The sequence below is a fragment of the Saccharothrix carnea genome, from assembly GCF_003014735.1.
In the GTDB taxonomy this organism is placed as follows: Bacteria; Actinomycetota; Actinomycetes; order Mycobacteriales; family Pseudonocardiaceae; genus Actinosynnema; species Actinosynnema carneum.
This window is the reverse complement of record NZ_PYAX01000006.1, coordinates 551,013-573,849: the sequence shown is the minus strand read 5'-3', so window position 1 is coordinate 573,849 and position 22,837 is coordinate 551,013. Positions and strand designations below refer to the sequence as shown.

General features: G+C 70.7%; 27 protein-coding genes. 9 read left to right on the top strand and 18 right to left on the bottom strand.

Annotation, left to right across the window (positions count from 1 at the left end):
- Window positions 1–260: Crp/Fnr family transcriptional regulator (locus B0I31_RS20975; protein WP_245950139.1), on the bottom strand; the 260-nt coding region annotated here is incomplete at its 3' end.
- Window positions 261–616: 356 nt separating this feature from the next.
- Between B0I31_RS20975 and B0I31_RS20970 the strand changes: the two genes are divergently transcribed.
- The gene (locus B0I31_RS20970; RefSeq protein WP_106617021.1) at window positions 617–1,681 is read left to right on the top strand and encodes an NADH:flavin oxidoreductase/NADH oxidase; all 1,065 of its coding nucleotides are present in this window, start codon (window positions 617–619) and stop codon (window positions 1,679–1,681) included.
- Between the two features lie 72 nt (window positions 1,682–1,753).
- Here the strand turns inward: B0I31_RS20970 and B0I31_RS20965 are convergent, their stop codons facing one another.
- The gene (locus B0I31_RS20965) at window positions 1,754–1,939 is read right to left on the bottom strand and encodes a DUF3073 domain-containing protein (protein ID WP_106617020.1); all 186 of its coding nucleotides are present in this window, start codon (window positions 1,937–1,939) and stop codon (window positions 1,754–1,756) included.
- 162 nt (window positions 1,940–2,101) lie between these two features.
- Here B0I31_RS20965 and B0I31_RS20960 point away from each other — a divergent pair, with 162 nt between their 5' ends.
- Complete coding sequence (locus tag B0I31_RS20960; protein WP_106617019.1) at window positions 2,102–2,983, top strand: DUF8083 family protein; 882 nt, start codon at window positions 2,102–2,104, stop codon at window positions 2,981–2,983.
- On the opposite strand, the gene B0I31_RS20955 is transcribed toward B0I31_RS20960, so the two are convergent.
- The 16 genes from B0I31_RS20955 to B0I31_RS20885 all read right to left on the bottom strand — a co-directional run bounded on the left by B0I31_RS20955 (window position 2,936) and on the right by B0I31_RS20885 (window position 16,205).
- The gene (locus tag B0I31_RS20955) at window positions 2,936–4,132 is read right to left on the bottom strand and encodes an MFS transporter (RefSeq protein WP_245950137.1); all 1,197 of its coding nucleotides are present in this window, start codon (window positions 4,130–4,132) and stop codon (window positions 2,936–2,938) included. The genes B0I31_RS20960 and B0I31_RS20955 overlap by 48 nt on opposite strands.
- A gap of 46 nt (window positions 4,133–4,178) precedes the next feature.
- Complete coding sequence (locus B0I31_RS20950) at window positions 4,179–4,760, bottom strand: RsiG family protein (RefSeq protein WP_106617018.1); 582 nt, start codon at window positions 4,758–4,760, stop codon at window positions 4,179–4,181.
- 60 nt (window positions 4,761–4,820) lie between these two features.
- Window positions 4,821–5,669, bottom strand: a complete 849-nt coding sequence (locus tag B0I31_RS20945) for a beta-keto acid cleavage family enzyme (RefSeq protein ID WP_106617017.1) — start codon at window positions 5,667–5,669, stop codon at window positions 4,821–4,823.
- A gap of 114 nt (window positions 5,670–5,783) precedes the next feature.
- Window positions 5,784–6,875, bottom strand: a complete 1,092-nt coding sequence (gene ygfZ, locus B0I31_RS20940; protein ID WP_106617016.1) for a CAF17-like 4Fe-4S cluster assembly/insertion protein YgfZ — start codon at window positions 6,873–6,875, stop codon at window positions 5,784–5,786.
- Window positions 6,872–7,315, bottom strand: coding sequence for a Fur family transcriptional regulator (locus B0I31_RS20935; protein ID WP_245950135.1), 444 nt, complete (start codon window positions 7,313–7,315; stop codon window positions 6,872–6,874). The genes ygfZ and B0I31_RS20935 overlap by 4 nt, the downstream gene beginning before the upstream one ends.
- A gap of 164 nt (window positions 7,316–7,479) precedes the next feature.
- The gene (locus B0I31_RS20930) at window positions 7,480–9,717 is read right to left on the bottom strand and encodes a glycosyl hydrolase family 18 protein (protein ID WP_106617015.1); all 2,238 of its coding nucleotides are present in this window, start codon (window positions 9,715–9,717) and stop codon (window positions 7,480–7,482) included.
- A gap of 138 nt (window positions 9,718–9,855) precedes the next feature.
- On the bottom strand, window positions 9,856–10,704 hold the full coding sequence (locus tag B0I31_RS20925; protein WP_245950133.1) for a 5-oxoprolinase subunit C family protein: 849 nt from the start codon (window positions 10,702–10,704) through the stop codon (window positions 9,856–9,858).
- 98 nt (window positions 10,705–10,802) lie between these two features.
- Window positions 10,803–11,408 (bottom strand): 5-oxoprolinase subunit B family protein, encoded by a 606-nt coding sequence (locus B0I31_RS20920; protein WP_106617013.1) that lies wholly within the window; start codon window positions 11,406–11,408, stop codon window positions 10,803–10,805.
- Between the two features lie 74 nt (window positions 11,409–11,482).
- Window positions 11,483–12,118, bottom strand: a complete 636-nt coding sequence (locus tag B0I31_RS20915; protein ID WP_106617012.1) for a heme-binding beta-barrel domain-containing protein — start codon at window positions 12,116–12,118, stop codon at window positions 11,483–11,485.
- A gap of 201 nt (window positions 12,119–12,319) precedes the next feature.
- On the bottom strand, window positions 12,320–12,622 hold the full coding sequence (locus B0I31_RS20910) for a DUF1416 domain-containing protein (protein WP_106617011.1): 303 nt from the start codon (window positions 12,620–12,622) through the stop codon (window positions 12,320–12,322).
- A gap of 2 nt (window positions 12,623–12,624) precedes the next feature.
- Entirely contained in the window at window positions 12,625–13,470 is an 846-nt protein-coding gene (locus B0I31_RS20905) for a sulfurtransferase (RefSeq protein WP_106617010.1), read from the bottom strand.
- 38 nt (window positions 13,471–13,508) lie between these two features.
- Window positions 13,509–13,964, bottom strand: a complete 456-nt coding sequence (locus B0I31_RS20900; RefSeq protein ID WP_106617009.1) for a DUF4395 domain-containing protein — start codon at window positions 13,962–13,964, stop codon at window positions 13,509–13,511.
- 103 nt (window positions 13,965–14,067) lie between these two features.
- Entirely contained in the window at window positions 14,068–14,145 is a 78-nt protein-coding gene (locus B0I31_RS43110; protein ID WP_360462167.1) for a putative leader peptide, read from the bottom strand.
- A 66-nt stretch (window positions 14,146–14,211) separates the two neighbouring features.
- Entirely contained in the window at window positions 14,212–14,646 is a 435-nt protein-coding gene (locus B0I31_RS20895) for a TlpA family protein disulfide reductase (RefSeq protein ID WP_106617008.1), read from the bottom strand.
- Window positions 14,647–15,453 (bottom strand): LmeA family phospholipid-binding protein, encoded by an 807-nt coding sequence (locus B0I31_RS20890; protein ID WP_106617007.1) that lies wholly within the window; start codon window positions 15,451–15,453, stop codon window positions 14,647–14,649.
- A complete protein-coding gene (locus tag B0I31_RS20885; protein WP_425444380.1) occupies window positions 15,450–16,205 on the bottom strand; it encodes an alpha/beta hydrolase family protein in 756 nt (251 codons plus the stop codon). The genes B0I31_RS20890 and B0I31_RS20885 overlap by 4 nt, the downstream gene beginning before the upstream one ends.
- Window positions 16,206–16,380: 175 nt before the next feature.
- Between B0I31_RS20885 and B0I31_RS20880 the strand changes: the two genes are divergently transcribed.
- The 7 genes from B0I31_RS20880 (at window position 16,381) to B0I31_RS20850 (ending at window position 22,835) form a co-directional block, all read left to right on the top strand.
- Window positions 16,381–17,136 carry a response regulator transcription factor gene (locus B0I31_RS20880; RefSeq protein WP_106617005.1) on the top strand — a complete coding sequence of 252 codons (756 nt, stop codon included), beginning with the start codon at window positions 16,381–16,383 and terminating at the stop codon, window positions 17,134–17,136.
- A 147-nt stretch (window positions 17,137–17,283) separates the two neighbouring features.
- Entirely contained in the window at window positions 17,284–18,162 is an 879-nt protein-coding gene (gene mshD, locus B0I31_RS20875) for a mycothiol synthase (RefSeq protein ID WP_106617004.1), read from the top strand.
- A 196-nt stretch (window positions 18,163–18,358) separates the two neighbouring features.
- On the top strand, window positions 18,359–19,483 hold the full coding sequence (gene pstS / locus B0I31_RS20870) for a phosphate ABC transporter substrate-binding protein PstS (protein ID WP_106617003.1): 1,125 nt from the start codon (window positions 18,359–18,361) through the stop codon (window positions 19,481–19,483).
- Between the two features lie 34 nt (window positions 19,484–19,517).
- On the top strand, window positions 19,518–20,573 hold the full coding sequence (gene pstC, locus B0I31_RS20865) for a phosphate ABC transporter permease subunit PstC (RefSeq protein WP_106617002.1): 1,056 nt from the start codon (window positions 19,518–19,520) through the stop codon (window positions 20,571–20,573).
- The gene (pstA, locus tag B0I31_RS20860; RefSeq protein WP_106617001.1) at window positions 20,570–21,484 is read left to right on the top strand and encodes a phosphate ABC transporter permease PstA; all 915 of its coding nucleotides are present in this window, start codon (window positions 20,570–20,572) and stop codon (window positions 21,482–21,484) included. Before pstC ends, pstA begins: the two co-directional genes overlap by 4 nt.
- 10 nt (window positions 21,485–21,494) lie before the next feature.
- Window positions 21,495–22,271, top strand: a complete 777-nt coding sequence (gene pstB, locus B0I31_RS20855; protein ID WP_106617000.1) for a phosphate ABC transporter ATP-binding protein PstB — start codon at window positions 21,495–21,497, stop codon at window positions 22,269–22,271.
- Between the two features lie 216 nt (window positions 22,272–22,487).
- Complete coding sequence (locus tag B0I31_RS20850) at window positions 22,488–22,835, top strand: hypothetical protein (RefSeq protein ID WP_245950129.1); 348 nt, start codon at window positions 22,488–22,490, stop codon at window positions 22,833–22,835.
- The last annotated feature ends 2 nt before the right edge of the window (window positions 22,836–22,837 follow it).

The following is a 22,837-nucleotide window of genomic DNA, read 5'->3' as shown; positions in this document are numbered from 1 at the left end:
TCCAGCGCCGCCATCTCGCCCACCAGGTCGCCCGCGACCCTGATCGCGAGCAGCGCCGTGTCGCCCGTCTCGTCCGTGGTCTGCACCTTGACCACGCCGTCGAGCAGCAACAGGACGTGAGTGTCTTTCGCGTCCTGCTCGATGACCTCGCGGTCGGCCGTGTACCGCACGACCGTGCCGATGTTCAGCAGTTCTTGTCGGGTGTTGTCTCGGAGGCGACCCAGGAGGCTGTTGCTGGGCCACCCTGGATCCTGCGTCATCGTGGTCGGCATGGGCAGCATGTGGATCCTGTTACTGTCGTGACCGGCGGGACATCCAAAGGGCCGACCTGCGTGCGGGCGGCAAGTGGTGGCAAGTGATGGTCTCCCCGAACGTGCTGCGGACAGTACACCCGAATGGGCGTAACTGGTGTCCTCTTGTTCGGCGTTTTGCCCGCCGACCTCCCAATGAAGATCACGTGCGAATGCACGCGCAATACCGAATCGAATGGAATTGCGCAGCTCCCGCGAGGTGGGACGGGCGCCACACCGGGGAACAAGGGGCCGATCCGGCGGGCTTGGACGAGGTGACGCGCCCCAGGGCCGTTGCCATACCGGAACGTCTTCAGGAGCCGCACGTGAGCCAGCTCTTCACCCCGCTGACCCTCCGCACCGTCACGCTGCCCAACCGCATCGCGGTCAGCCCCATGTGCCAGTACTCGGCGACGGACGGCCACCCGAACGAGTGGCACCTCGTGCACCTCGGCTCGCGCGCGGTCGGCGGCGCGGGCCTGGTGTTCACCGAGGCGACCGCGGTGCAGGCGGTCGGGCGCATCTCGCCCGCCGACACCGGCCTGTGGGACGACGCGCACATCGCGTCGTGGCGGCCGGTCGTCGACTTCATCCACGCGCACGGCTCCGTCGCCGGTGTGCAGCTCGCCCACGCCGGCCGCAAGGCCTCGGCCCACCCGCCGTTCGCCGAGCACCGCGGCGGGGTCTCCGACGCTGACGGGGGCTGGACGCCCGTCGCACCCGGCACGGACCCGTTCCACGAGAGCTACCGGACGCCGGACGAGCTGGACGCCGAGGGCATCGCGCAGGTGGTCGCCGACTTCGCCGCGGCGGCACGGCGCGCGCTGGCGGCCGGCTTCCGGGTGGTCGAGGTGCACGCGGCCCACGGCTACCTCCTGCACGAGTTCCTGTCGCCGCTCAGCAACCACCGCACCGACGCCTACGGCGGCTCCCTGGAGAACCGCACCCGGCTGGTGCGCGAGGTCACCGCCGCCGTCCGGGAAGCCGTGGGCGAGGACGTGCCGGTGTTCGTGCGCATCTCCGCCACCGACTGGGTCGACGGCGGCTGGACCGCGGAGGACAGCGTCGTGCTGGCACGCGACCTCGCGGCCCTGGGTGCCGACGTGATCGACGTGTCCACCGGCGGCAACACGCCCGCGGCGGACATCCCGATCGGCCCCGGCTACCAGGTGCCGTTCGCCGAGACGGTGCGGCGGAAGGCCGACGTGCCCACCGGGGCAGTCGGTCTGATCACCGACGCCCGGCAGGCCGAGCAGGTCCTCGCCGATGGCTCGGCCGACCTGGTGCTGCTCGGCCGGGAGTTCCTGCGCGACCCCTACTGGCCGCTGCACGCGGCACAGCAGTTGGGTGTGCAGGTCAACCCGCCGAAGCAGTACGCCAGGGCGTTGTAGGGCCCGCCGCAAAGGTTGGGCTGCCGGTCTGGAGAACCGGCAGCCCAACCTCAGCAGCGGGTGTTGTGTGTGTCAGCGACGGTAGTCGTCGTAATCGTCGTCCGACGGCTCGTCGAAGCGTTCATCGCTCCGTCGAACACCAGCGGACTCGCCGCCGGACAGCTCGCGTTGCAAGGCGTCGACGTCGATGTTGTGAGAGCTGTATTTGAGCTCCCGCGCCACCTTGGTCTGCTTGGCCTTAGCTCGGCCGCGCCCCATGGCTCGACCCCCTCGCACAGGGACGGGGGCGGCCGGGGGAACGGCGGCCCCACTCGTCTCGACAACTAGTTCCTGGTAACTACCGTACCGTGTCGAAGGGGTTCCCCGCGACGCGGTAGGCGTGACACGTACCGCCAAATCTCACCGTGGGAGGATGCGCGGGTGCCTCGACCGTTCGTCGCCTACCTCAGGGTGTACGAACCGCTGTCGGCTCTTGACGCACCGTTGGCAGATCAGGTGCGGAAAGCCCTGGAAGACGGGGCGTTGAGCCGTGCGGACGTCGGCGCGCGCGAACGGGAGCTGTGGTTGCGATCACAGCTGGCCCGGCCGCGTCGCCTCCTGCCCGGTGAGCGGTCGGACGGCAGCGTCTCGCCCGACGCGCCGTTCGACGTGATGACCATCAGCCCCGCCGAGGTGCCGGGAGAGGTCGGCCCGGGTCCCCTGGTCTGCCCCCTCGACCTGCGTCCCAGGTCGGCCGCCGCGCTGGTCGGCTTCCTGGCCACGGCCACCGGCCCGTTGCGGGAGGAAGCCGTGGCGGTCGAGCCGGAGACGATCCGGTCGCGGGCGTCGGCGGTGATGGCCGAGCTGACCGCGGGCGCGGTGCACGTCATCTCGACCACCTGGACGGTGCCGCTGCCCTGGTTCGCCCTGGTCGAGCCGGAGACGCGGCGGGTGGTGCCGGCGCCGAAGGACGACCCGGAGCGCCAGGTGTCGTGGCGGGTGTCCATGCCGGACGCCCGCGCGCGGGTGGCCCGGGCGCACCGGGTGGTGGCCGGCTCGCTGGGCGAGGCCGGCCCGGCGAAGGTGCTCGCGGACACCGGGCGCTGGCTCGACCACTTCGCGCCGGACTCGGCCGTCGAGCTGGACTACGGCGGCCTGGTGCAGCTCATCGACGACCAGGACCTGCTGGAGGACAGCTCGGCGACGGACGTGAACGCGATCGTCGACGCCCTGGAGGCCGGTGACGCCGAGGAGGTCGCCCTCCGCTACGAGCGGCTACGTGAGTTCTGGGGCGAGCTCGCGCGCCGCGAACGGCACGGCTAGCAGCACGCGGGCGCCCACGGCCGCCGCTGCGGCCAGGAGCAGGGCGGCGGGCCAGCCGATGCCCACCGCGACCCAGCCGGCCAGCGGTGGCGTGATGGTGGCGCTCAGGTAGTTGGCCGTGTTCTGCATCCCGAGTGCGATCCCGGTCCGGCCCGGCGGTGCCAGTTCGCCCGCGGCCGTGATGGCCACCCCGTTCCAGCACAGCGCCAGCGCCGCCGTGGGCACCAGCACCGCGGCCAACACCCAGACCGGTGCCTGGTCCAGAGCCGCGCACAGCACGAACCCGATCGCGATCAGCACGCTGAGCACCTTGAGCGGTTGCACGCGAGTGGCCGAACGGTCCGACCACACCCCCACGACCAACCGACCCACACCGCCGCTGACTTGGGCGGCGGCGAACAACCCGGCCGCCACGCCCACGGCCACGCCGCGGTGCTCGTGCAGGAGTTCGACCATGAGCGCGGCGGCGGTGAACTGCGGCACCACGAGCAGGCCGCTCGCCGTGCTGAGCCGGATCAGGTCCGGGTCCTTGAGCACCACCCCGTGCCGCCCCTGGCCGGACCGCACGGCCCACGGCGGCTCCCGGATCCACAGCGCCACGGCGATCGCGACGAACCCGGTGAAGGCCCCGAGCACCAGGAAAGCCACCGGCACCCCGGCTTGAAGCGCGATCACCGGCAGCACCGCGGCGGCCAGGGCCGCGCCGAGCGGCGTGGCGGTCTGCCGGATGCCCATCGCGAGGCCGCGCCGTTGCGCGGGGAACCAGGTCAGCACCGCCCGGCCGCTGGCCGCGTTCACGCTCGCGCCGAACATCCCGACGCCGACCAGCGCCATCCCGGCCACCACCGGCCCGTCGAACGCCGCCAGCGCCAGGCACCCGGCCGCGCCGAACCCGCCGACCGCCATGACCAGCCGCTCACCGCGCCGGTCGGCCGCCGCACCCCACAGCACGAGGGTGAGCATGGTGCCGAGGTTGACCGCGCCGAGCAGCATCCCGACCTGCGGCAGCGACAGCCCGAAGTGCGCGCGCAGCTGCGGTGTGATCGCCGGCAGGCCCAGGAACACCGCGGCGTTGGTGCCCTGAGCGACCGCGCCGACCGCGAGCACCACCCACCGGTAGCTGGGCCGCTCGGACCGTTGTCGTGTCATCAACCGGCCACGTTAGGCGGCCGGTCCAGATGGCGGGAGGGTGATCCTATTCCTTGGTACGACCTGGGTTCGCGGGCCAGCCCCGCTCGGCGGCCAGCAGCTCGTCCACCGAGGCGCTGCCGCTCTGGTACCGCCCGGCGATCTCGGCGTTGAGCAGGTCGACCACGGCCTGCACCTCGCGGCGCCGTGCCGAGACCGAGGCCTCCTCGCCGACGAACACCCGCAGCGCCAGGTTCAGCTTGTCGTCCGTGAGCGCGCTCACGTCCGACAGGTCGACGTCCGAGACCAGGGCCTCGACGTGCCGCCGGTGCGCCTCCGCCCGGGACGGCTCCTGCGTCTGGTACCGACCGAGGCCGGTCGCCGGACCGACGGCGTTCGACGCGAGGATCGTCGCCAGCTGGTCGACCACCGCCGAACCGCCGGACATCCGCCGCTCCTGCTCGGCGCGCACGATGTCGATCCGCGCGTGCAGCAGTCGCCGCAGGTACGACAGGTCGGTCTCCTCCTGCGCCGCTTCGTCGCGCAGCGCGCGCACCTCGGCGAGCGGGAGCCGCTCGACCCCCTCGGTGTAGTCGGGGGCGAGCACCCGGTCGATACGGCGGCGCCCGCCAGGACGCACCTCGATCACGTACTCATCCTGAGGTAGTTCGTGTCCACCCGCCAACACAAACCTGCTTCCAAAGTTGTCTCAAACCTGTACCGGACTACGCACGCCCAGCAGAGCACGCGCCTGCGCGGGCGACAGCGGCGGTCGCTGGGCGATCTTCGCCAGACCCGCCGCCCGGGCGACCAGTTGCGCGTTGTCCCGGACCGGCTGGCCCTTGGCGTACGAAATGGTGTCTTCCATGCCCACCCGCAGGTGACCGCCGGCGGCCAACGCCGTCAGCATCACCGGCAGCGTGGTCCGCCCGATGCCCGTCGCCGAGAACGACGCGCCCTCCGGCAGCAGCCGCAACGCCGCCACCAGCGTCTCCGCGTCACCCGGCATGCCTCCCGGCACGCCCATCACCAGGTCGACGTGCACCTTGCCGCCCGCGGGCAGCCCGTGCTGGTCCAGCAGCCGCCGCAGCGACGCCAGCTGGCCGATGTCGAAGATCTCGTACTCCGGGACGATGCCCCGCTCCTGCATCCCCTTGTGCAACGCGACGACGAACTCCCAGCGGTTCAGGAACACGTCGTCGCCGAAGTTCACCGTGCCCATGGTGCAGGACGCCGAGTCGGGCAGGGCGTCGAGCACCCTGAGCCGGTCGGCCTCCGGGTCGGTCACCGCGCCGCCCGTGGACAGCTGCACGATCAGGTCCGTGTGCTCGCGCAGGGCGGCGACCGTCTCCTTGAGCAGTCCGAGGTCCAACGTCGGCTTGGCGTCCGCACCGCGGATGTGCACGTGCACCATCGCGGCGCCGACCTGCTCGCACGCCTGGGCGGTGCGGACCAGTTCCGCCAAGGTGACCGGCAGCTGGGGGACGTCGGCCTTCGCGTGCTCGGCCCCGGTGGGGGCGACGGTGAGCAGCGTGCCGTGGGATCCGGGTCGGGACATGTCGTGATCCTGGCACAGAACCCGTTCGGGTCGACTGCTCAGCGGTGCCCGTGCGGCGAGGAACCGCAGGCAGGCGGGGTGGCCGGTTTTCCGGTCCGGACGATCGGCACGCGGTCAGCGGCCGAGGTTGCGCGCCGCCTCACGGCCCAGCCCGGGGGTGTCCGGCGGCACGGAGTCCGGGTCGACGCTCGCCTGGACGCGGCGGTCCTCCGCGCCGACCAGCAGCTCGGTCTCCGGTGAGACCGACCGCTTGACCAGTGCCAGCACGATCGTGCCCAGCTCGTGGTGCAGCGCCACGCTGCCGACCCGGCCGACCACGCGGTCGTCCACCAGCACCGGGTCGCCGGTCTCCGGCTGCACCTCGCGTGACCCGTCCAGGTGAAGCAGCAGCATCCGGCGTGGCGGGCGGCCGACGTTGTGCACCTTCGAGACCGTCTCCTGGCCCCGGTAGCAGCCCTTGTCGAGGTGCACGGCCCCACCGATCCAGTTCACCTCGTGCGGGATGGTCTTCTCGTCGGTGTCCACGCCCAGCCGCGCGTGCAGCGACTCCACCCGCAACGCCTCGAACGCCCAGCTGCCCGCCGGGCGGGCGCCCGCGTCGGTGAGCCTGGCCCACCAGCCCGCGATCTCGCCGCGCGGGACGAGCAGGTCGACCGCGTCCTGGCCCGGCCACGTCATCCGGCGGGCGAAACCGCCCTCCAGCGCGACCACGCCGTGCGGGCCGTCGGGCAGCGGCAGGTCCAGCTTGGTGAACAGGTCCGGGACTTCCGGGCCGACGACGGTCAGCACGGCCAGCTCCGCCGTGGCGTCACGCGGCTCGACCTTCGACCAGAAGACCATCTTGGTCAGGTACGCCAGCAGCTCGGCCGCCCGCGACGCCTCCGTGTCGAGGTAGACCACACCGCCGGTGTTCGCCACCACCGCGTGGTGCTCGACCCGGCCCTGCACGTCCAGGATCAGCGCCTCGGTGCCCTCGTCCTCACCGAGCGCGGTGAAGTGCTGGCTGGTCAGCGAGTGCAGCCAGGTCAACCGGTCGTCGCCGGGCACCGCCAGCACGGCCCGGTTCGACCGGTCGAACACCGCGACCGACCGCGCCGCCGAGCGCTGTTCGGCGAACGGGTCGCCGAAGTGCCACGGCACGCCCTGGTCGGGCGCACCCTCGAACGGGGCGACGGCACCGGGGGCGGTCAACAGCGGTGAATTCACTCGGACTCCTTCGGTGCGCTCAAGCACTCGCGGCACGTGCCGGACAGCGCGAGGTGACTCGCATCAAGTTCGAACCCGTACTCGTCCCGCAGTGTTCCCCCGAGCGGGGAGAGCAGGTCGCACGGCACCTCGTCCACCCGCCCGCACCGGTGGCAGACCAGGTGCACGTGCTCGTGGGCGTCGACCGAGTAGCTCGGCGCACCGTGCCCGAGGTGGGTGTGCCGGACCAGGCCGAGCCGGTCCAGCAGGTCCAGCGTGCGGTAGACCGTGGTGATGTTGACCGTGGGGGCCGTGACCTGCACGCGCTGGCAGATCTGCTCGGGCGTGGCGTGCCCCAGTTCGCGCACGGCGTCCAGCACGAGCTGGCGCTGGGGTGTCATCCGCAGGCCGCGTTCGTGCAGCGTCTTGCGCAGGGCTTTCGGAGCGCTGGCGGTGTCCACGAATCCGATGGTAGGCCGTGAGCAGTCTCACGGTGTGCGCGTGCTCGCACTACCGGACGCCGACCCGGCCGACCCCGAACCCGGACCGGCCGGCCGCTCGCGTCCTGATCTCCCGACGATCGACAGCGTGACCGCCGGGAGATGAGGACGCGACCTCGCGGGGCCTACTTCAGTCCGGCGTCCACCGCGTTGATCAGGGTGCCGTTGGCGGTGTCGCCGGACATCTCCCAGATCATCGCGCCGAGCAGACCGCGCTGCTTGAGCCACGCGGTCTTCTTCTGGATCGCCCACACGTCGTCGAACGTCCACCACTGCCCGCCGTTGCCGGTGAAGCAGGACGTCGCCAACGCGGCCTCGTCGTGGTGCACCGCGCAGCCCGGCACGCTCGCCAGCAGGTTCGAGTACCCGCGCGTGCCCGCCTCCTCGGCGAACTGGCCGGGTGCCGCGCCGGTCGCCGACTGCCACTCGCCGTTCTTCGCCCCCGCCTGGACGCCCTGCCAGCCGCGGCCGTAGAACGCCAGCCCGATGGTGATCTTGCGCGGGTGCACGCCGACCGAGGTGTAGGCGTTCACCGCGTTCTCCACGCTGAAGTGGAACGGGTACGGGTCGTCCACGTCGGCGTACAGGTTGCCCTGGTGGCCGGTGCGGTTGGGCTCCCACGAGTTGTCGCTGCCCGCGCCGTGGAAGTCGTAGCCCTGCACGTTGAAGATGTCCAGGGACTTCGCCACCTGCGGCAGGTCCCACCCGGCCTCGATCTTCGCCGGGTCGGCCGGGGTGAACGCGGTCAGCTCGTAGCGGCGGCCCGCCTGCCCGCCCAGCTCGTCGAGCTGCCGGCGGAACTCCTCGATCAGCAGCGTGTTGTTCTGCTTGTCGTCCGGCCCGATGTGGTTGCCCGCGTGGCCCTCCGCGCCCGGCCACTCCCAGTCGAGGTCGATGCCGTCGAAGATGCCCGCCGCCGTGCCGGGTCCGCCCGCCGCGTTGTAGACGGGCAGGTTGCCCTTGATGTAGACGTCCAGGCAGGACTTGACGAACTTCTTGCGCGCCGCGTCCGTGGCCGCGACGTCGGAGAAGTACTTCGAGTACGTCCACCCGCCCAGCGAGATCAGGATCTTCAGGTGCGGGTGCTTGGCCTTGAGCTTGCGCAGCTGGTTGTAGTTGCCGCGCAACGGCTCCCAGCCGGTGTCGCCGACGCCGTCCACGGACTGCGCCGCGCCGAACGGCCTGCTGTAGTCGGCTTCCGCGTCACCTGCGCCGTCACCCTGGTTCGGGTCCTGCGGGTCGGGCGAGGTGCCCTTGGTGACGCCGTGCAGGCAGGTGAGGTTGACCGGGTCGATGTTGCCGAACGCGTAGTTCAGGTGCGTCAGCTTGGCCGCCGTGCCGCTGGTGTCCAGGTTCTTGACGAAGTACTGGCGGCCGTAGATGCCCCACTGCACGAAGTACCCGACCCGCGCGTACCCGTTCACGATGTCCGACGTGGACACCGTGACGGCGTTGCTCGCGGCGGACACGTTGTCGTACAGGTCCCGGGCGCGGACGGTGAAGGTGTAGGGCGTGGACGGTGACAGGCCGTCGACCTTCGCGGTCGTGCCGGTCACCGTCGCCTTCACGGTGCCGCCCTGGTAGACGTCGTAGTTGGCCACGCCCCGGTTGTCGGTGGACGCGTCCCAGCTCAGCGTGACGCTGCCGGCGTCCTTGGCGGTGCCGCGCGGGTTCGCCGGCGCGGTCGGCGGCTGGGTGTCGTCGGCGGGGTTGTTGGTGGTCGCGGTGAGCACGTTGGATGCCGTGGACAACGTGCCCTTGGTGTCCTTGGCCTTCACCGTGAAGCTGTACGCGGTGTTCGGCGTGAGGCCGGTGACGGTGGCGCTGGTCGACGTGACCGTGGTGGCCAGGGCCGTGCCGTTGAAGACCTCGTAGCCGGCGATCGGCAGCGAGCCGGGGGTGGAGGCGGTCCACGCCAGCGAGACGGTCTTGGTCGTCTTCACCGGTGAGTGCAGGCTGGTCGGCGGGGTCGGTGGCGTGTCCGCGGTGCCGTCGCAGTTGGCGTTGTTCACCCGGCAGGTCACCGGTTCGACAGCCCGGCTGAGGGTGAACGTCGGGCTGTACGGGTCGGTGGTGCGGCCCGCCTGGATGGTGCCGGTGTAGAACGCGGGCGTCAGGGTCACCCGCGTGCCGGTCTGCGTCGTGGTGGCGTGCTGCGCGCCGCTGACGGTGACGCCGGGCGGCAGGTCGAACTTGATCGACCAGCCGGAGACGGCGGCGGTCGTCGGGTTGGCGACCACGAACTTGCCCGTGGTGCCGGTTCTGCTGAACGTGGCGGTCAGACCGGTCGCGGCGGCGGCCGGTGCGGACAGCGCTGCGGTGGCCAGCAGGAAGGCCAGGAGCGCGATGACTGGTCGGCGCATCAGGGTGTGCCTCTCGAGACAGGGAAGTAGTCGAGAACCACGGCGGCCTGGTGGTGCCTTCGTCGCTGCTTGCCGAACGCCTCCGAACGTAAGTCGTGCGGCGGGCGTTGACAATGGGTCTAGACCAATTGCGTCCGTTCAGCCGTGCGGTCGGGGTGCGAACCGCAGCCGGCTGCCCGGCCTGGCCTGGCCGAGCAGCGGGAGCGCGTCCGCCGCGACCACGCCGATCACCGGGTAACCGCCGGTCGTCGGGTGGTCGGCGAGGAAGACGACGGGCCGCCCGTCCGCCGGTACCTGCACCGCGCCCGTGACCAGGCCTTCGCTCGGCAGCTCCTGCCCGACCCGGCACGCGGTCCGGTCCAGCGCGGTGCCGGCGAGGCGGAGGCCGACGCGGTTGCTGCGGTCCGACACCGTCCAGCGGCCCGCCCGGAGTTGGCGTGCCGGGTCGGCGAACCAGTCGTCCCTGGGGCCGAGGAAGACGGGCACGACCAGTTCGTCCGGCACCTGCACGCCGACCAGCACGTCGGCGCCCACCGGCACGCCGGTCGGGTCGCCGAGGGGGAGTTCGTCGTCGGGGCGCAGGGGTGCGGGGCCGAGGCCGGAGAGCAGGTCGGTGGACCGGCTGCCCAGGTCGGCCGGGACCGTGATGCCGCCGGACACGGCGACGTAGCACCGGAGGCCGTCCCGGGGCGTGCCGAGGGTGAGGGTGTCGCCCGGGGCCAGGTGCAGCGGTGAGTCGCGCGGCACGCCGTTGACCAGCGCGGGCGTCGGCGGGCCGGTGACGGCGACCGTGCAGGAGGCGTTCGCGCGCAGCGACAGGCCGCCGAGGAGGACTTCCAGGCCCGCGGCGTCCTCGGGGTTGCCGACCAGGCGGTTGGCCAGCGTGAACGAGCGCGTGTCGAGCGCGCCGGAGGGCGGCACGCCCAGGTGCGCGTGGCCCGGTCGGCCGAGGTCCTGGACGAGCGCCAGCGGGCCGGTGCGCAGCACGGTCAGGGTGCGTGAGCGTTCAACTCGGGTGTCCTGAGCGTTGGACTCTCGCGTTCCGAGTGTTGGACTCTCGCGTTCCGGGGGGAGGACGCGCGGGTTCATCGGACGGCCTCGAAGCGGACCCGGTCACCGGGCGTGAGCAGGGCCGGGGTAGGGCGGCGCGGGTCGAACAGCGGCGCGTCGGTCCGGCCGATCAGCCGCCAGCCGCCGGGCGTGGCGCGTGGGTAGGCGGCGGTGAACTCGCCCGCCACGCCCACCGAGCCGGCCGGGACCTTGGTCCGCGGCGAGTCGAGGCGTGGCTGGCGCAGCGGTTCGGGCAGGCCGGTCAGGTAGGCGAAGCCGGGCGCGAAACCGCAGAACGCCACCCGGTAGTCCGCGCCGGTGTGCAGGTCGACCACCTCGGCGGTGGTCAGGCCCGCCGTCTCTGCCACCAGGTCGAGGTCGGGGCCGTCGTAGCGGACGCCGATGACCACCTCGTCGCCCACGGCCTCCGGCTGGTGGGTCAGGTCCGCGCCGGCCAGGACCCGCCGAACCTCCGACACCGTGCCGGGCCCGGCCGCGACCAGCACGGTCCGGGCCGCCGGGACGAGCTCCACCAGGTTCGGCAGGTTCGCCGCGGCGACGGCGGCGCGCACGGCCTCCACCTCGCCGAGCGAGTCCACCTCGACGAGCACCGCATCGTCGCCGCAACGCCGCAGTCGCATAGGTCAAGAGTAAATGAGGATTGTTGAACAATCCAACTGTGACGACCGTCTTACTGCGGACAGCCGAGACGATCTCAGCCGACGATGCGCTTCAGGTGGGCCGAGGTGTGGGGCTGGAGGGGCTGACCCACCATGGCCCGCTCCTCGACGTACGCCAGGTCGCCGTTGTTGACGATGCCGTACAGGCGCTGCGCCGCGGTGACGTCCTTGGCGGTCGCGGTGCGGACGACGGCGTCGGTGGAGATCTCCCACGACGTCTGGTTGCGCGGCTTGCCGTAGTACAGCTCCACGATCCCGGTGTTGTGCGTGAGCAGCACCTCGATCGTGTCGTCCGGCTGCGGTCGCCAGAAGCCCGACTCCCGCGCCGCCTGCCTGATGACGCCGCCGTTCTCGTCCAACAGCCACGCCCGCGCCTCGTAGTACAGGAACGGCCGGCCGTCGTGCGCGAACGTGATCTGCTGCCCGTAGCGGAACGGGCCGTCGATCGTCGGGTACACGACCTCGCCCTCGCCGCGCCACACGCCGACCAGCGGCAGCAGCGCCAGGCACGCGTCGTGCAGCGAGGGGCCGGAGCGCAGGTTCGCCGTGTCCGCCGGGATCGGCAGGTCGTCGAACTGCGGCAGGTTGCGCGCGCCGGTCACCGCGGCGCGCGAAGCGGCGGCCTGCACGGCCGCGTCACCACTGCCCGGAACGGGCTCGTTGTCGCTCACCGCTGGTCGGAGAACAGGCGGTACACCACGTACCCGGCGAACCACACGACCAGCAGGGACACGAGGACCAGCAATCCTGTGAAGAAGTGTTCCACCCGCCCAGTTTAGGCACCCGCCCCGTGAAGCCGCCGACCCCGGTGGCGAACGCCACCGGGGTCGGCGAAGGGGTAGCGCCGGGGGCAGCCCGTGCGCTCCCGCGTCTCAGGCCACCGCGACCTCGACCGGGTGCACGCCCGGCCCGTCCGCGTTGACCGACGCCTGCCCGTTGCCCGACCGGTGCAGCGCGCGGATGGTCCACGCGCCGGGCGCGGCGTAGAACCGGAAGTCGCCTTCGGCCGAGGACACGACCTCGGCGGTGAACTCGCCCGAGGCGTCCAGCAGGCGCACGAACGCGCCACCGACCGGGGCGCCGTCCGAGCGGACCTTGCCGGTCAGCACGACCTCGTTCGCGCCGACCTGGATGTCCACGCCCTGCTGGGGCGCGCCGCAACCGTCCAGACTCATGATCAGCCTTCCTTGCCGCTGCCGAGTTCGACGGGCACGCCGACCAGCGAGCCGTACTCGGTCCAGGAACCGTCGTAGTTCTTCACGTCCTCGTGGCCGAGCAGCTCGTGCAGCGCGAACCACGTGTGCGACGAGCGCTCCCCGATGCGGCAGTAGGCGATCGTCTTGCGGGAGCCGTCGAAACCGGCCTCGCCGTAGATCTCGGCCAGCTCCTCGTTCGACTTGAACGTGCCGTCCTCGTTGGCCGCCTTGCTCCACGGCACGTTGATCGCGCTCGGGATGTGGCCGGCGCGCTGCGCCTGCTCCTGCGGCAGGTGGGCGGGCGCGAGCAGCTTGCCGGAGAACTCGTCGGGCGAGCGCACGTCGACCAGGTTCTTGTTGCCGATCGCGTCCACGACCTCGTCGCGGAACGCGCGGATCGCCAGGTTCTGCTCCTGGGCCTGGTACCCGGTCGCCGGGCGCTCGACCTGCTCCTTGTCCAGCGGGCGGCCGTCGAGCTCCCACTTCTTGCGGCCACCGTCGAGCAGCTTCACGGTGTCGTGGCCGTACAGCTTGAAGTACCAGTACGCGTAGGCGGCGAACCAGTTGTTGTTGCCGCCGTAGAGGATGACCGTGTCGTCGTTGGCGATGCCCTTGGCGGACAGCAGCTTCTCGAAGCCCTCGCGGTCGACGAAGTCGCGCCGCACCGGGTCCTGGAGCTCGTTCTTCCAGTCGATCTTCACCGCGCCCGGGATGTGGCCGCCGTCGTAGGCGGTGGTGTCCTCGTCCACCTCCACGAACACCACGCCGGGCGTGGTGAGGTTCTCCTCGGACCAAGCGGCCGAGACCAGGACGTCTTCACGGCTCATCGAGCTGCTCCAATTTCTTCGTTCTGTTGCGACTTGGGTCACTGGGGTCGGGCGAGGGCTGGTGCGTAGCGGCGCAGGAGCAGGAACATCTCGCAGCCGAGGCAGAGGCCGACCGCGGCGTTGAGCAGCGCCGCGACCAGCGCGGCGGACGTGGCGACGACTCCGAGCGCGGTGACGCCGGTGGCGTAGCCGATCGTGCCGGTGAGCGCGAAGACGAACCCGACGCCCTGCGCGAACCGCAGCGGGGCGGCTTCCTCCCGCTCGGTCGTCGGCGCGAGCCTCGGCTGCACGGCGAACCGGTAGACGTGGCCCCACGGGTTGAGCTTGAGCGAGATGAACGCGCACATCGCGAACAGCAGGGTCTGCGCGGCGAGCAGCCGCCACGAGCCGGTCAGCAGCACGACCGCCAGGATGGCGCTGGTGATCCAGGCGCTGAACCGCGGGCCGCGCGGGTCGACCGGCGCGTCCTTGGTTGCGGTGGCTTCGTTCGGCACGGCGACCTCCTGACGGTGGACAAGACTGGTAGTCCGTCTCAGGCGGTGTTAGGGCAGGCGCACACGCCCGTCAAGGGTGTGCCGTGCCGCCGGGACCGCCCGGTCAGCGCGCCGCGCGACACAGGCTGCTGCGCACGCGGCACAGGTCCACCGCGAGTCGCTTGGTCAGCAGCGTGGTCATGGGTTCGAGCCTAGCCGCTCGTCCCTGCTGTCGGGAGTGGCGTCCAAGGCGTGGGAATGCCCAGGTTCACCCGATCGGTCCAGGCAGGTGTGGGCGCAACGCCGCGATGAGCGCGTCCGGCTTCGGGACTCCGCCGACCCGCACGAGTTCCACGCCGGACGGCGTCAGCGCCAATGTGGTCGGCGCCCGCAGCACCCCGAGGTCCGCCGCGACCTCCGGCAGGTCGGTCACGTCCAGTTCGACGTGCCGCACCCCCTCCACGCGGCGGGCGAGGTCTTCGAGCACCACCCGGGTCTGCCGGCAGTTCGCGCAGAACGCCGTGGACAGCTGCACCAGCGTCACCGGGGTGCCGGCGTCGAGCAGGTCGCGCACGGGACCGGGCAGGCTCACCCGCGCCTCGGCCCGCTCGGCCACGCGGACGCGCCCGTCACGCGCGCGCAGCACCAGGGCGATGACGGCCACGACCGCCACCGCGCCCAGCAACGCCCACGCACCGGTCACCTAGTTGCCGCCTTCGTCCAGCATGATGTCGTTGATCGCGCCTTCCACGGTGAACGCGCCGGTCTCCACCCTGACAGCGGTCGGCGTCACCGTGAAGGGCAGCGCGCCCGGGTCGATGGTCACGCTCAACGCCTCGCGCACCACGCCGAGCACCGCCTCCAGCCCGTCCAGCGCCATGTCGTCCAGCTCGACGTCGTTCACGCCGATCACCACCTGGCCGTTGACCAGCGACACCGTGCCGTACGCGGTGATGCGCAGGTCCCGTCCGGCCACGTTGGTCTTGCCCGACAGCCGCACCGCCGCGATCGTCGGGTCCGCCGCCTGCCCGTCGGTCACCTTGGTGCGCTTGTCCGGGTCGATCGCCAGGTCGGTGAACGGCGTGATCTGGTTGACCAGCCGGCTCAGGTCGTTGGCCTTGATCTTGACGCTGCCCCGGACCTGGTCGATCCGCGCGTCGCGGGTGTTGCCCGCCAGCAGGTCCGACAGGCCGATGCGGGTGTGCTTGAGGTTCGCCCGGATCTCCAGGTCGCGCAGCTGGTCGCGCACGGGCACGCCGGTGGCGCTGATCTCGATGTCCCGGTAGTCGCCGCCGATCGCCTGGGTGATGAACGGGAAGCCGTTGATCCGGACGGACGGGTCCTCGCTCAGCCCGAACTTCTCCCGCATCTTCTGCGCGACCTGGTACTCGCCCACCGCGGCCAACCCGAAGTCGGCCGCCACCAGCAGCCCGCCGACCACCAGCGCGGAGATGATCAGCTTGCGCCCGCGCGCGGGACGGCGGCGCTCGGTCTTGGTCGTCGCGGTCATCGCCTGTCCTCTGTCGGGTGCGTGGTGTGCGGCGCGGTGCGTTCGTCCAGCCAGGTCGCGATCCGGTCCACCAGGGCGGGCGTCATCGACGACTCGGCGTGCCGCACGCCGGGCTCGAGCCACAGCTCGGCGCCGCCGCCCGCCGCGCGGTGCAGCGCGACGGCGTGGGCCGGATCGAAGTAGTGGTCCTGCTCACCGTGCACGATCAGCAGTGGGGTCGGGGTGATGCGGTGCACGACCTCCAGCGGGCTCTCCGGCGTGCTCCGCCACGGCGGACCGAGGCGGACGCCGAGCGCGCGGGCGGCGAGCCTGCCGTGCGGCTGTTCGAGCAGCCAGTGCACCCGGCGCATGGCCACCGTGTCGCGCACCCACCAGCGCGACGGCGCGCTGACCGCCGCCACCGCGTCCGGCTTGTCGTCGTGCAGGCCCGCGTGCCGGAGGGCGACGGACGCGCCCATGGAGAAGCCGACGGTCACCACCCGCCGGTACCCGAGATCGCGGGCGAGCGAAACACCGGCCGCGAGGTCGTGGATTTCGTCATCGCCGACGCTGGACCGCCCGCCGGAGCGGCCGTGGCCCCGGAAGTCCAGCGCGACGACGCCGCCGTGCCTCGCGAACCGGTGCAACACGCGTGACACGAACGGTTTGCGAACGTGATTCGTGAAGCCGTGACCCACCACGAATGCGAGATCCGTCACGGACGGTGTTGATCTCACGTGCACACCGTGCAAACGGACAGCGTCGTGTGACATGGATGTAACAGGCGTGACGCTTGTGGAAACAACTGTGACTCTGACCTGCTGACCTGGGTCTTTCGTGGTGTGCACCGGTATTGTCTCCGTCATCCGCAGGCAACGGGGCCCGGTCACCGTACTTCGCCTGTGCCTGGTCGGTGACCAAGCACCGGCCGAACGAGAGGGCGCCGCGATGAGTATCGACGTGCTGCTGTTGACCACCGACTCCGACCCCGAGGCGGTTCTCCCCGCGCTGTCGCTCCTCCCGCACGAGGTGCGTCCGCTGCGCCCGGAGGTCTCGGCGCTGCTGGAAGCGGGTCCGCACGACATCGTGCTGGTCGACGCGCGGACCGACCTGGTCGGCGCGCGCAGCCTGTGCCGGCTGCTGGACTCCAGCGGGGTGGACGTGCCCGTGGTGGCCGTCGTCACCGAGGGCGGCCTGGTCGCGGTCAACTCCGACTGGAGCGTGGACGAGATCCTGCTCCCCACCTCCGGCCCGGCCGAGGTGGACGCCCGGCTGCGCCTGGTGCGCTCCCGGCGCGGCACCACGCAGCCCGGCGGCGACGGCTCGCTGCAGCTCGGTGAGCTGGTCATCGACGAGGCCACCTACACCGCCCGCCTGCGCGGCCGCCCGCTCGACCTGACCTACAAGGAGTTCGAGCTCCTCAAGTACCTGGCGCAGCACGCGGGCCGCGTGTTCACCCGCGCGCAGCTGCTGCAGGAGGTCTGGGGCTACGACTTCTTCGGCGGCACGCGGACGGTGGACGTGCACGTCCGGCGCCTGCGCGCCAAGCTGGGCCCCGAGCACGAGTCGCTCATCGGCACCGTGCGCAACGTGGGCTACAAGTTCGTCCGCCCCCCGCGCCCGGGCAGCGCCCGCCGGGTCGACCACCAGGTGGACGCGCCGGAGAACACCATCGACGACTCCGAGCTGATCTTCCGTGCTTGATTGCCGCTGCTCCGCAGACGGCGGCGAGGTCGCCCGGAAGTCGGTAGGTCGACCCTGATTTCGCGACGATCGAAAAGCGTGATCGCCACGAAATGAGTCTCGACCTACCGACGCGACCTCGCGGCGATCTCCACTAGGTTCGTCCGTGTGGAATTGAGCTGGTTCGAGAGGCTGTCCCCCGAGCAGGCCGACGAGGTCACCGGCCTGCTCGGGGCCGCCCAAGCCGTCGACGGTGTCGCCCCGGTCGGTGAAGCCGTGATCCTGCGCCTGCGCCCGGACGCGCACGGCAGCCGTCACCTGCTCGCCCGGGACGGCGAGTCCCTGGTCGGCTACCTGCACCTCGACGTGTTCGGCGACTCGGACGGCAACGAGGTCGCCGAGCTGGCCGTCCACCCCGACCACCGGCGCCGCGGCCACGGCACCGCGCTGGTCGAAGCCGTGGCCGACCGCGCCAAGCCGCTGCGGATCTGGTCGCACGGCGGCCACCCGGGTGCCGGTGCGCTGGCCGCCGCGCTCGGTTACCGCAAGGTCCGCGAGCTGCTGCGCCTGCGCCGCCCGCTGGACGCCGACCTGCCCGGGCCCGTGCTGCCGGACGGCGTCACGCTGCGCACGTTCGTGCCCGGCCGGGACGAGGCGGCCGTCGTCTACGTCAACCACCGGGCGTTCTCGTGGCACCCCGAGCAGAGCGCGATGAGCATCGAGGACGTGCGGCAGAAGGAGGAGCAGCCCTGGTTCGACCCGGCCGGGTTCCTCCTCGCGGTCGACGCCGAGGGGCGGCTGCTCGGCTTCCACTGGACCAAGGCGCACACCGCCGAGCTCGGCGAGGTGTACGTGGTGGGTGTCGACCCGGACGCGCAGGGCGGCGGCCTCGGCAAGGCCATCACCCTCGCGGGGCTCGCCCACCTCCGTGACGCCGGACTTCGGCAGGTGATGCTGTACGTGGAGTCCGACAACGCTGCGGCGTTGGCCGTGTACGACCGGTTGGGATTCACCCGCTGGGATTCGGACGTCCAATACGCCCGGTAGTGACAAACCCATCACGCCATGCAAACGTGCAGGTCACGGGACACCCAAAAGGCGGTGTACTCGGTCACTTCCCGTGTGGAGTTCACCCGTCGTTCACCTTCTCCTGGGCGCCTGTCCACCCTCGCTACCTACCGTCCGTGTCGAGCGGCGGGGCTTTCGCCGCGAAATCCGCTTCCGTAGCTGGAGGACTCCCAAGGTGAAGACCAAGCGACACGGCGCCGTACTCGGCCTGATCGCGGCCGGTGCGCTTCTGCTCACCGCCTGTGGCAGCGACGAAAACACCCCCGGTGCCGGTTCCACGTCGGCGGCCGGCGACTCGGCCGCCGTCCCGGTCGAGTGTGGTGGCAAGTCCAACCTGAGCGCGGAGGGTTCTTCGGCGCAGAAGAACGCGATCGACACCTTCGTCCAGGCCTACGGGCAGAAGTGCGCGGGCCAGAACCTGGCCTACAACGCCTCCGGCTCCGGTGCGGGCGTCAAGCAGTTCAACGGCAGCCAGGTGGACTTCGCGGGCTCCGACTCGCCGCTGTCCGAGAGCAAGGGCGAGATCGCGGCCGCCGCCGAGCGCTGCGAGGGCAACCCGGCGTGGCACCTGCCGCTGGTGTTCGGCCCGGTCGCGCTCGGCTACAAGCTCGAGGGCGTCGCCGACCTGACGCTGTCCGGCGAGGTCGCCGCCAAGATCTTCAACGGCGGCATCAAGAAGTGGAACGACCCGGCCATCGCGGCGCTGAACTCCGGCGCCTCGCTGCCCGACAAGGAGATCAAGGTCGTCTACCGCTCCGACGAGTCCGGCACCACGGACAACTTCCAGCTCTACCTCGAGACCGCCTCGAAGGGCGCGTGGACCCAGGGCGCGGGCAAGCAGTTCAAGGGCGGTGTCGGCGAGGGCAAGGAGAAGTCCGCCGGTGTCGCGCAGGCCGCCGGTTCCGTCGACGGCGCCATCACCTACGTCGAGCTGTCCTTCGCCCAGGACAACAAGCTCTCCATCGCCAAGATCGACAACGGCTCCGGCCCGGTCGAGCTGAACGAGGAGACCGTCGGCAAGGCGATCGACGCCGCCCAGATCAAGGGCACCGGCAACGACCTGGTGCTCGACCTGAAGTCGATCTACGGTTCCTCCACCGCGGGCGCCTACCCGCTGCTGCTGGCCACCTACGAGATCGTCTGCTCCAAGGGCTACGACGCCGACACCGCCAAGGCGATCAAGGCGTTCCTCACCGTCGCGGCCACGACCGGCCAGGACGGCCTCGCGGACGCGGGTTACGCTCCGCTGCCGAAGGCCTTCCAGGAGAAGCTGCTGACCGCCATCAAGGCCATCGCCTGACCAGGCCGGCACACTTCCCGGGAACGCCATCGCGATGAACGACCGCACCGTGGCACAACGCCCCGCGGGCACCGGCTCGACCGGTGCCCGCGCGGGCGTTCCCGCCGCTCGACCCGACTCGGAGGCTCCGATTCCCCCGACCACGGAAGCCGATCGGAAGACTGTCGTCCGACCGGGAGACCGGATCTTCGCCGGCCTGGCCACCGGGTCGGGCATCTTCATCGTGGTCCTGATCGCGGCGATCGGCATCTTCCTGCTGCTCCAGGCCATCCCCTCGCTCGCGCTGGACAAGGTCAACTTCCTGACCAGCCGCGAGTGGTCGACCGGCGACGTCAACGACATGCGCTACGGCATCCTGGACCTGCTCCTGGTCACCGTGGTGTCGTCGGCGTTCTCCCTGATCATCGCCATGCCCATCGCGCTGGGCATCGCGCTGTTCCTCACCCAGTACGCGCCGCGCCGGCTCGCCCGGCCGTTCGCCTACGTCATCGACCTGCTGGCCGCCGTGCCGTCGATCATCTTCGGCCTGTGGGGCCTGCTCGTGCTCGGTCCCGTGCTCACCCCGATCGGCGAGTGGCTCACCTCCACCCTCGGCTGGATCCCGCTGTTCTCCAAGGGCAACGTGAGCATCGAGCTGGGCGGCACGATCTTCACGGCGGGCATCGTGCTGGCCGTGATGATCCTGCCGATCATCACCGCGGTCAGCCGCGAGGTGTTCGACCGCACGCCGGTCACCCACGTGGAGGGCGCCATCGCGCTCGGCGCCACCAAGTGGGAGGTCGTGCGCACCACCGTGCTGCCGTTCGGCAAGGCGGGCTACGTCAGCGCCTCGATGCTCGGCCTCGGCCGCGCCCTCGGTGAGACGATCGCGTTGACGATCATCCTCAGCGGCACCGGCGCCGCGTTCGCGTGGAGCCTGTTCGACGGCGGCGCGACCTTCGCGTCCAAGATCGCGCTGGCCGCGCCCGAGTTCAACGACCCGCGCACGGCGGGTGCCTACATCGCCGCCGGCCTGGTGCTGTTCGTGCTGACCTTCGGCGTCAACGCCATCGCCCGGGCGATCGTCGCCGGTCACAAGGAGTACGAATGACGACCGACACGGCGGACCTGAACCGCCTCGCCACCCCGCCGACGTTCCAGAGCGTCAGCGGGGCGCGCAAGTTCAAGAACGGCGTCGCCACCGCTGCGGTGTACGGGGCGTTCCTGATCGCGATCGTGCCGCTGATCTGGGTGCTGTTCGTGGTGATCGAACGCGGCTTCCCGGTCGTCCTCAACGGCGACTGGTGGCAGAAGTCCCTGTCCGGGCTGCTGTCCCGCCAGCAGGGTGGCGGCGTCTACCACGCCATCTACGGCACGCTCGTGCAAGGCCTGGTCTGCGGTGTGCTGTCCGTGCCGATCGGCCTGTTCGTCGGCATCTACCTGGTGGAGTACGGCGGCCGGTCGAAGTTGTCGCGCGCCACCACGTTCATGGTCGACATCCTGACCGGTGTGCCGTCCATCGTGGCCGCGCTGTTCATCTACACGCTGTGGATCACGTACTTCGGCTTCGGCCGCAGCGGTTTCGCGGTGTCGCTGGCGCTGGTGCTGCTCATGGTGCCGGTGATCGTGCGGACCACCGAGGAGATGCTCAAGATCGTGCCGGACGAGCTGCGCGAGGCGTCCTACGCGCTCGGCATCCCCAAGTGGAAGACGATCGTCAAGGTCGTCATCCCGACTGCGCTGTCCGGCATCATCACCGGCATCATGCTGGCCCTGGCCCGCGTCATGGGCGAGACCGCGCCGGTGCTCGTGCTGGCCGCGTACGCGCCGTACATCAACTACAACCTGTTCGAAGGGCCGATGGCGTCGCTGCCGCTGCTCATGACGTCGGAGCGGAACAACCCGACGCAGGCCGGTTTCGAGCGGATCTGGGGTGCGGCGATCACCCTGGTCATCATCATCACGCTGTTCAACCTGCTGGCTACCGTGATCTCGCGGTGGCTGGCTCCGAAGACGAAGTGAGCGGGCGGTCATGGCCAAGCGCATCGACGTGAAAGACCTGAACCTCTACTACGGCAAGTTCCACGCCGTGCAGGAGGTCTCGCTCGCCGTGCCGCCGAAGAACGTGACGGCGTTCATCGGCCCGTCCGGTTGCGGGAAGTCCACCGTGCTGCGGTCGTTGAACCGCATGCACGAGGTGGCGCCGGGTGCCCGGGTGGAAGGCACCGTGCTGCTGGACGGCGAGGACATCTACGCGTCCCCCGTCGACCCGGTGCAGGTGCGCCGGACCATCGGCATGGTGTTCCAGCGACCCAACCCGTTCCCGACGATGTCCATCCGGGACAACGTGGTGGCGGGCCTGAAGCTCGCGGGTGAGCGGAACAAGAAGAAGCTCGACGAGGTGGCCGAGCGCTCGTTGCGCGGCGCGAACCTGTGGAACGAGGTCAAGGACCGCCTCGACCGGCCGGGCGGTGGCCTGTCCGGTGGTCAGCAGCAGCGGTTGTGCATCGCGCGGGCGATCGCCGTGCAGCCGGACGTGCTGCTGATGGACGAGCCGTGCTCGGCGCTGGACCCCATCTCGACCCTCGCGATCGAGGACCTGATCACGGAGTTGAAGAAGGAGTACACGATCGTCATCGTGACCCACAACATGCAGCAGGCGGCGCGGGTCAGCGACCAGACCGCGTTCTTCAACCTGCTGGGTGTCGGTCAGCCGGGCCGGCTGATCGAGGTGGACGACACGGAGAAGATCTTCTCCAACCCGAGCCAGAAGGCGACCGAGGACTACATCTCCGGCCGTTTCGGCTGATCCGGCCCACTCCCGGAAGCCCTCCCACCAGCAGTGGGAGGGCTTCCGCGCGTTCGGGTGACAGGGGAACCACGGGCTCGCCCCTGCCGTCAAAATCGAGACATGGTCCTCCGTTCGGAGGTACCGTGACGGTTGGGATCGGCAGACTCGCAGGGGGTAACCGTGGCGGCGGAAGGTGCGTGGAGCGCACAGTCCATGCAAGCTATGACGGCCGGCATGGTGGGCTTGAAGCAGGCCGCCGAGTCGGGCTCGTTCGCCATCAGCCAGGACGGCGCCCAGGCTTACCTGAAGGCCATCGACAACGCCCTGATGGACCTCAACAAGATGCAGTCCCAACTGGGTCGTCTTCGCCAGGAGACCAAGTTGGGCACGAGCCCTGACGGCGTAGCCATGGCGAGCTACAACAGGGAGAGCGTCGAAGGAGGGGCCGGTACGACCGGCATCATCCCGGCGGTCGAGCAGTTGCGCTCCGCGTTGGACGAGGCACGTGAGGCGTTGCAGAAGGCGATCGAGAACTATCGTGAGGTCGACAGCTCGAACGCCAGCACCTACCAGCGCTACTGAGG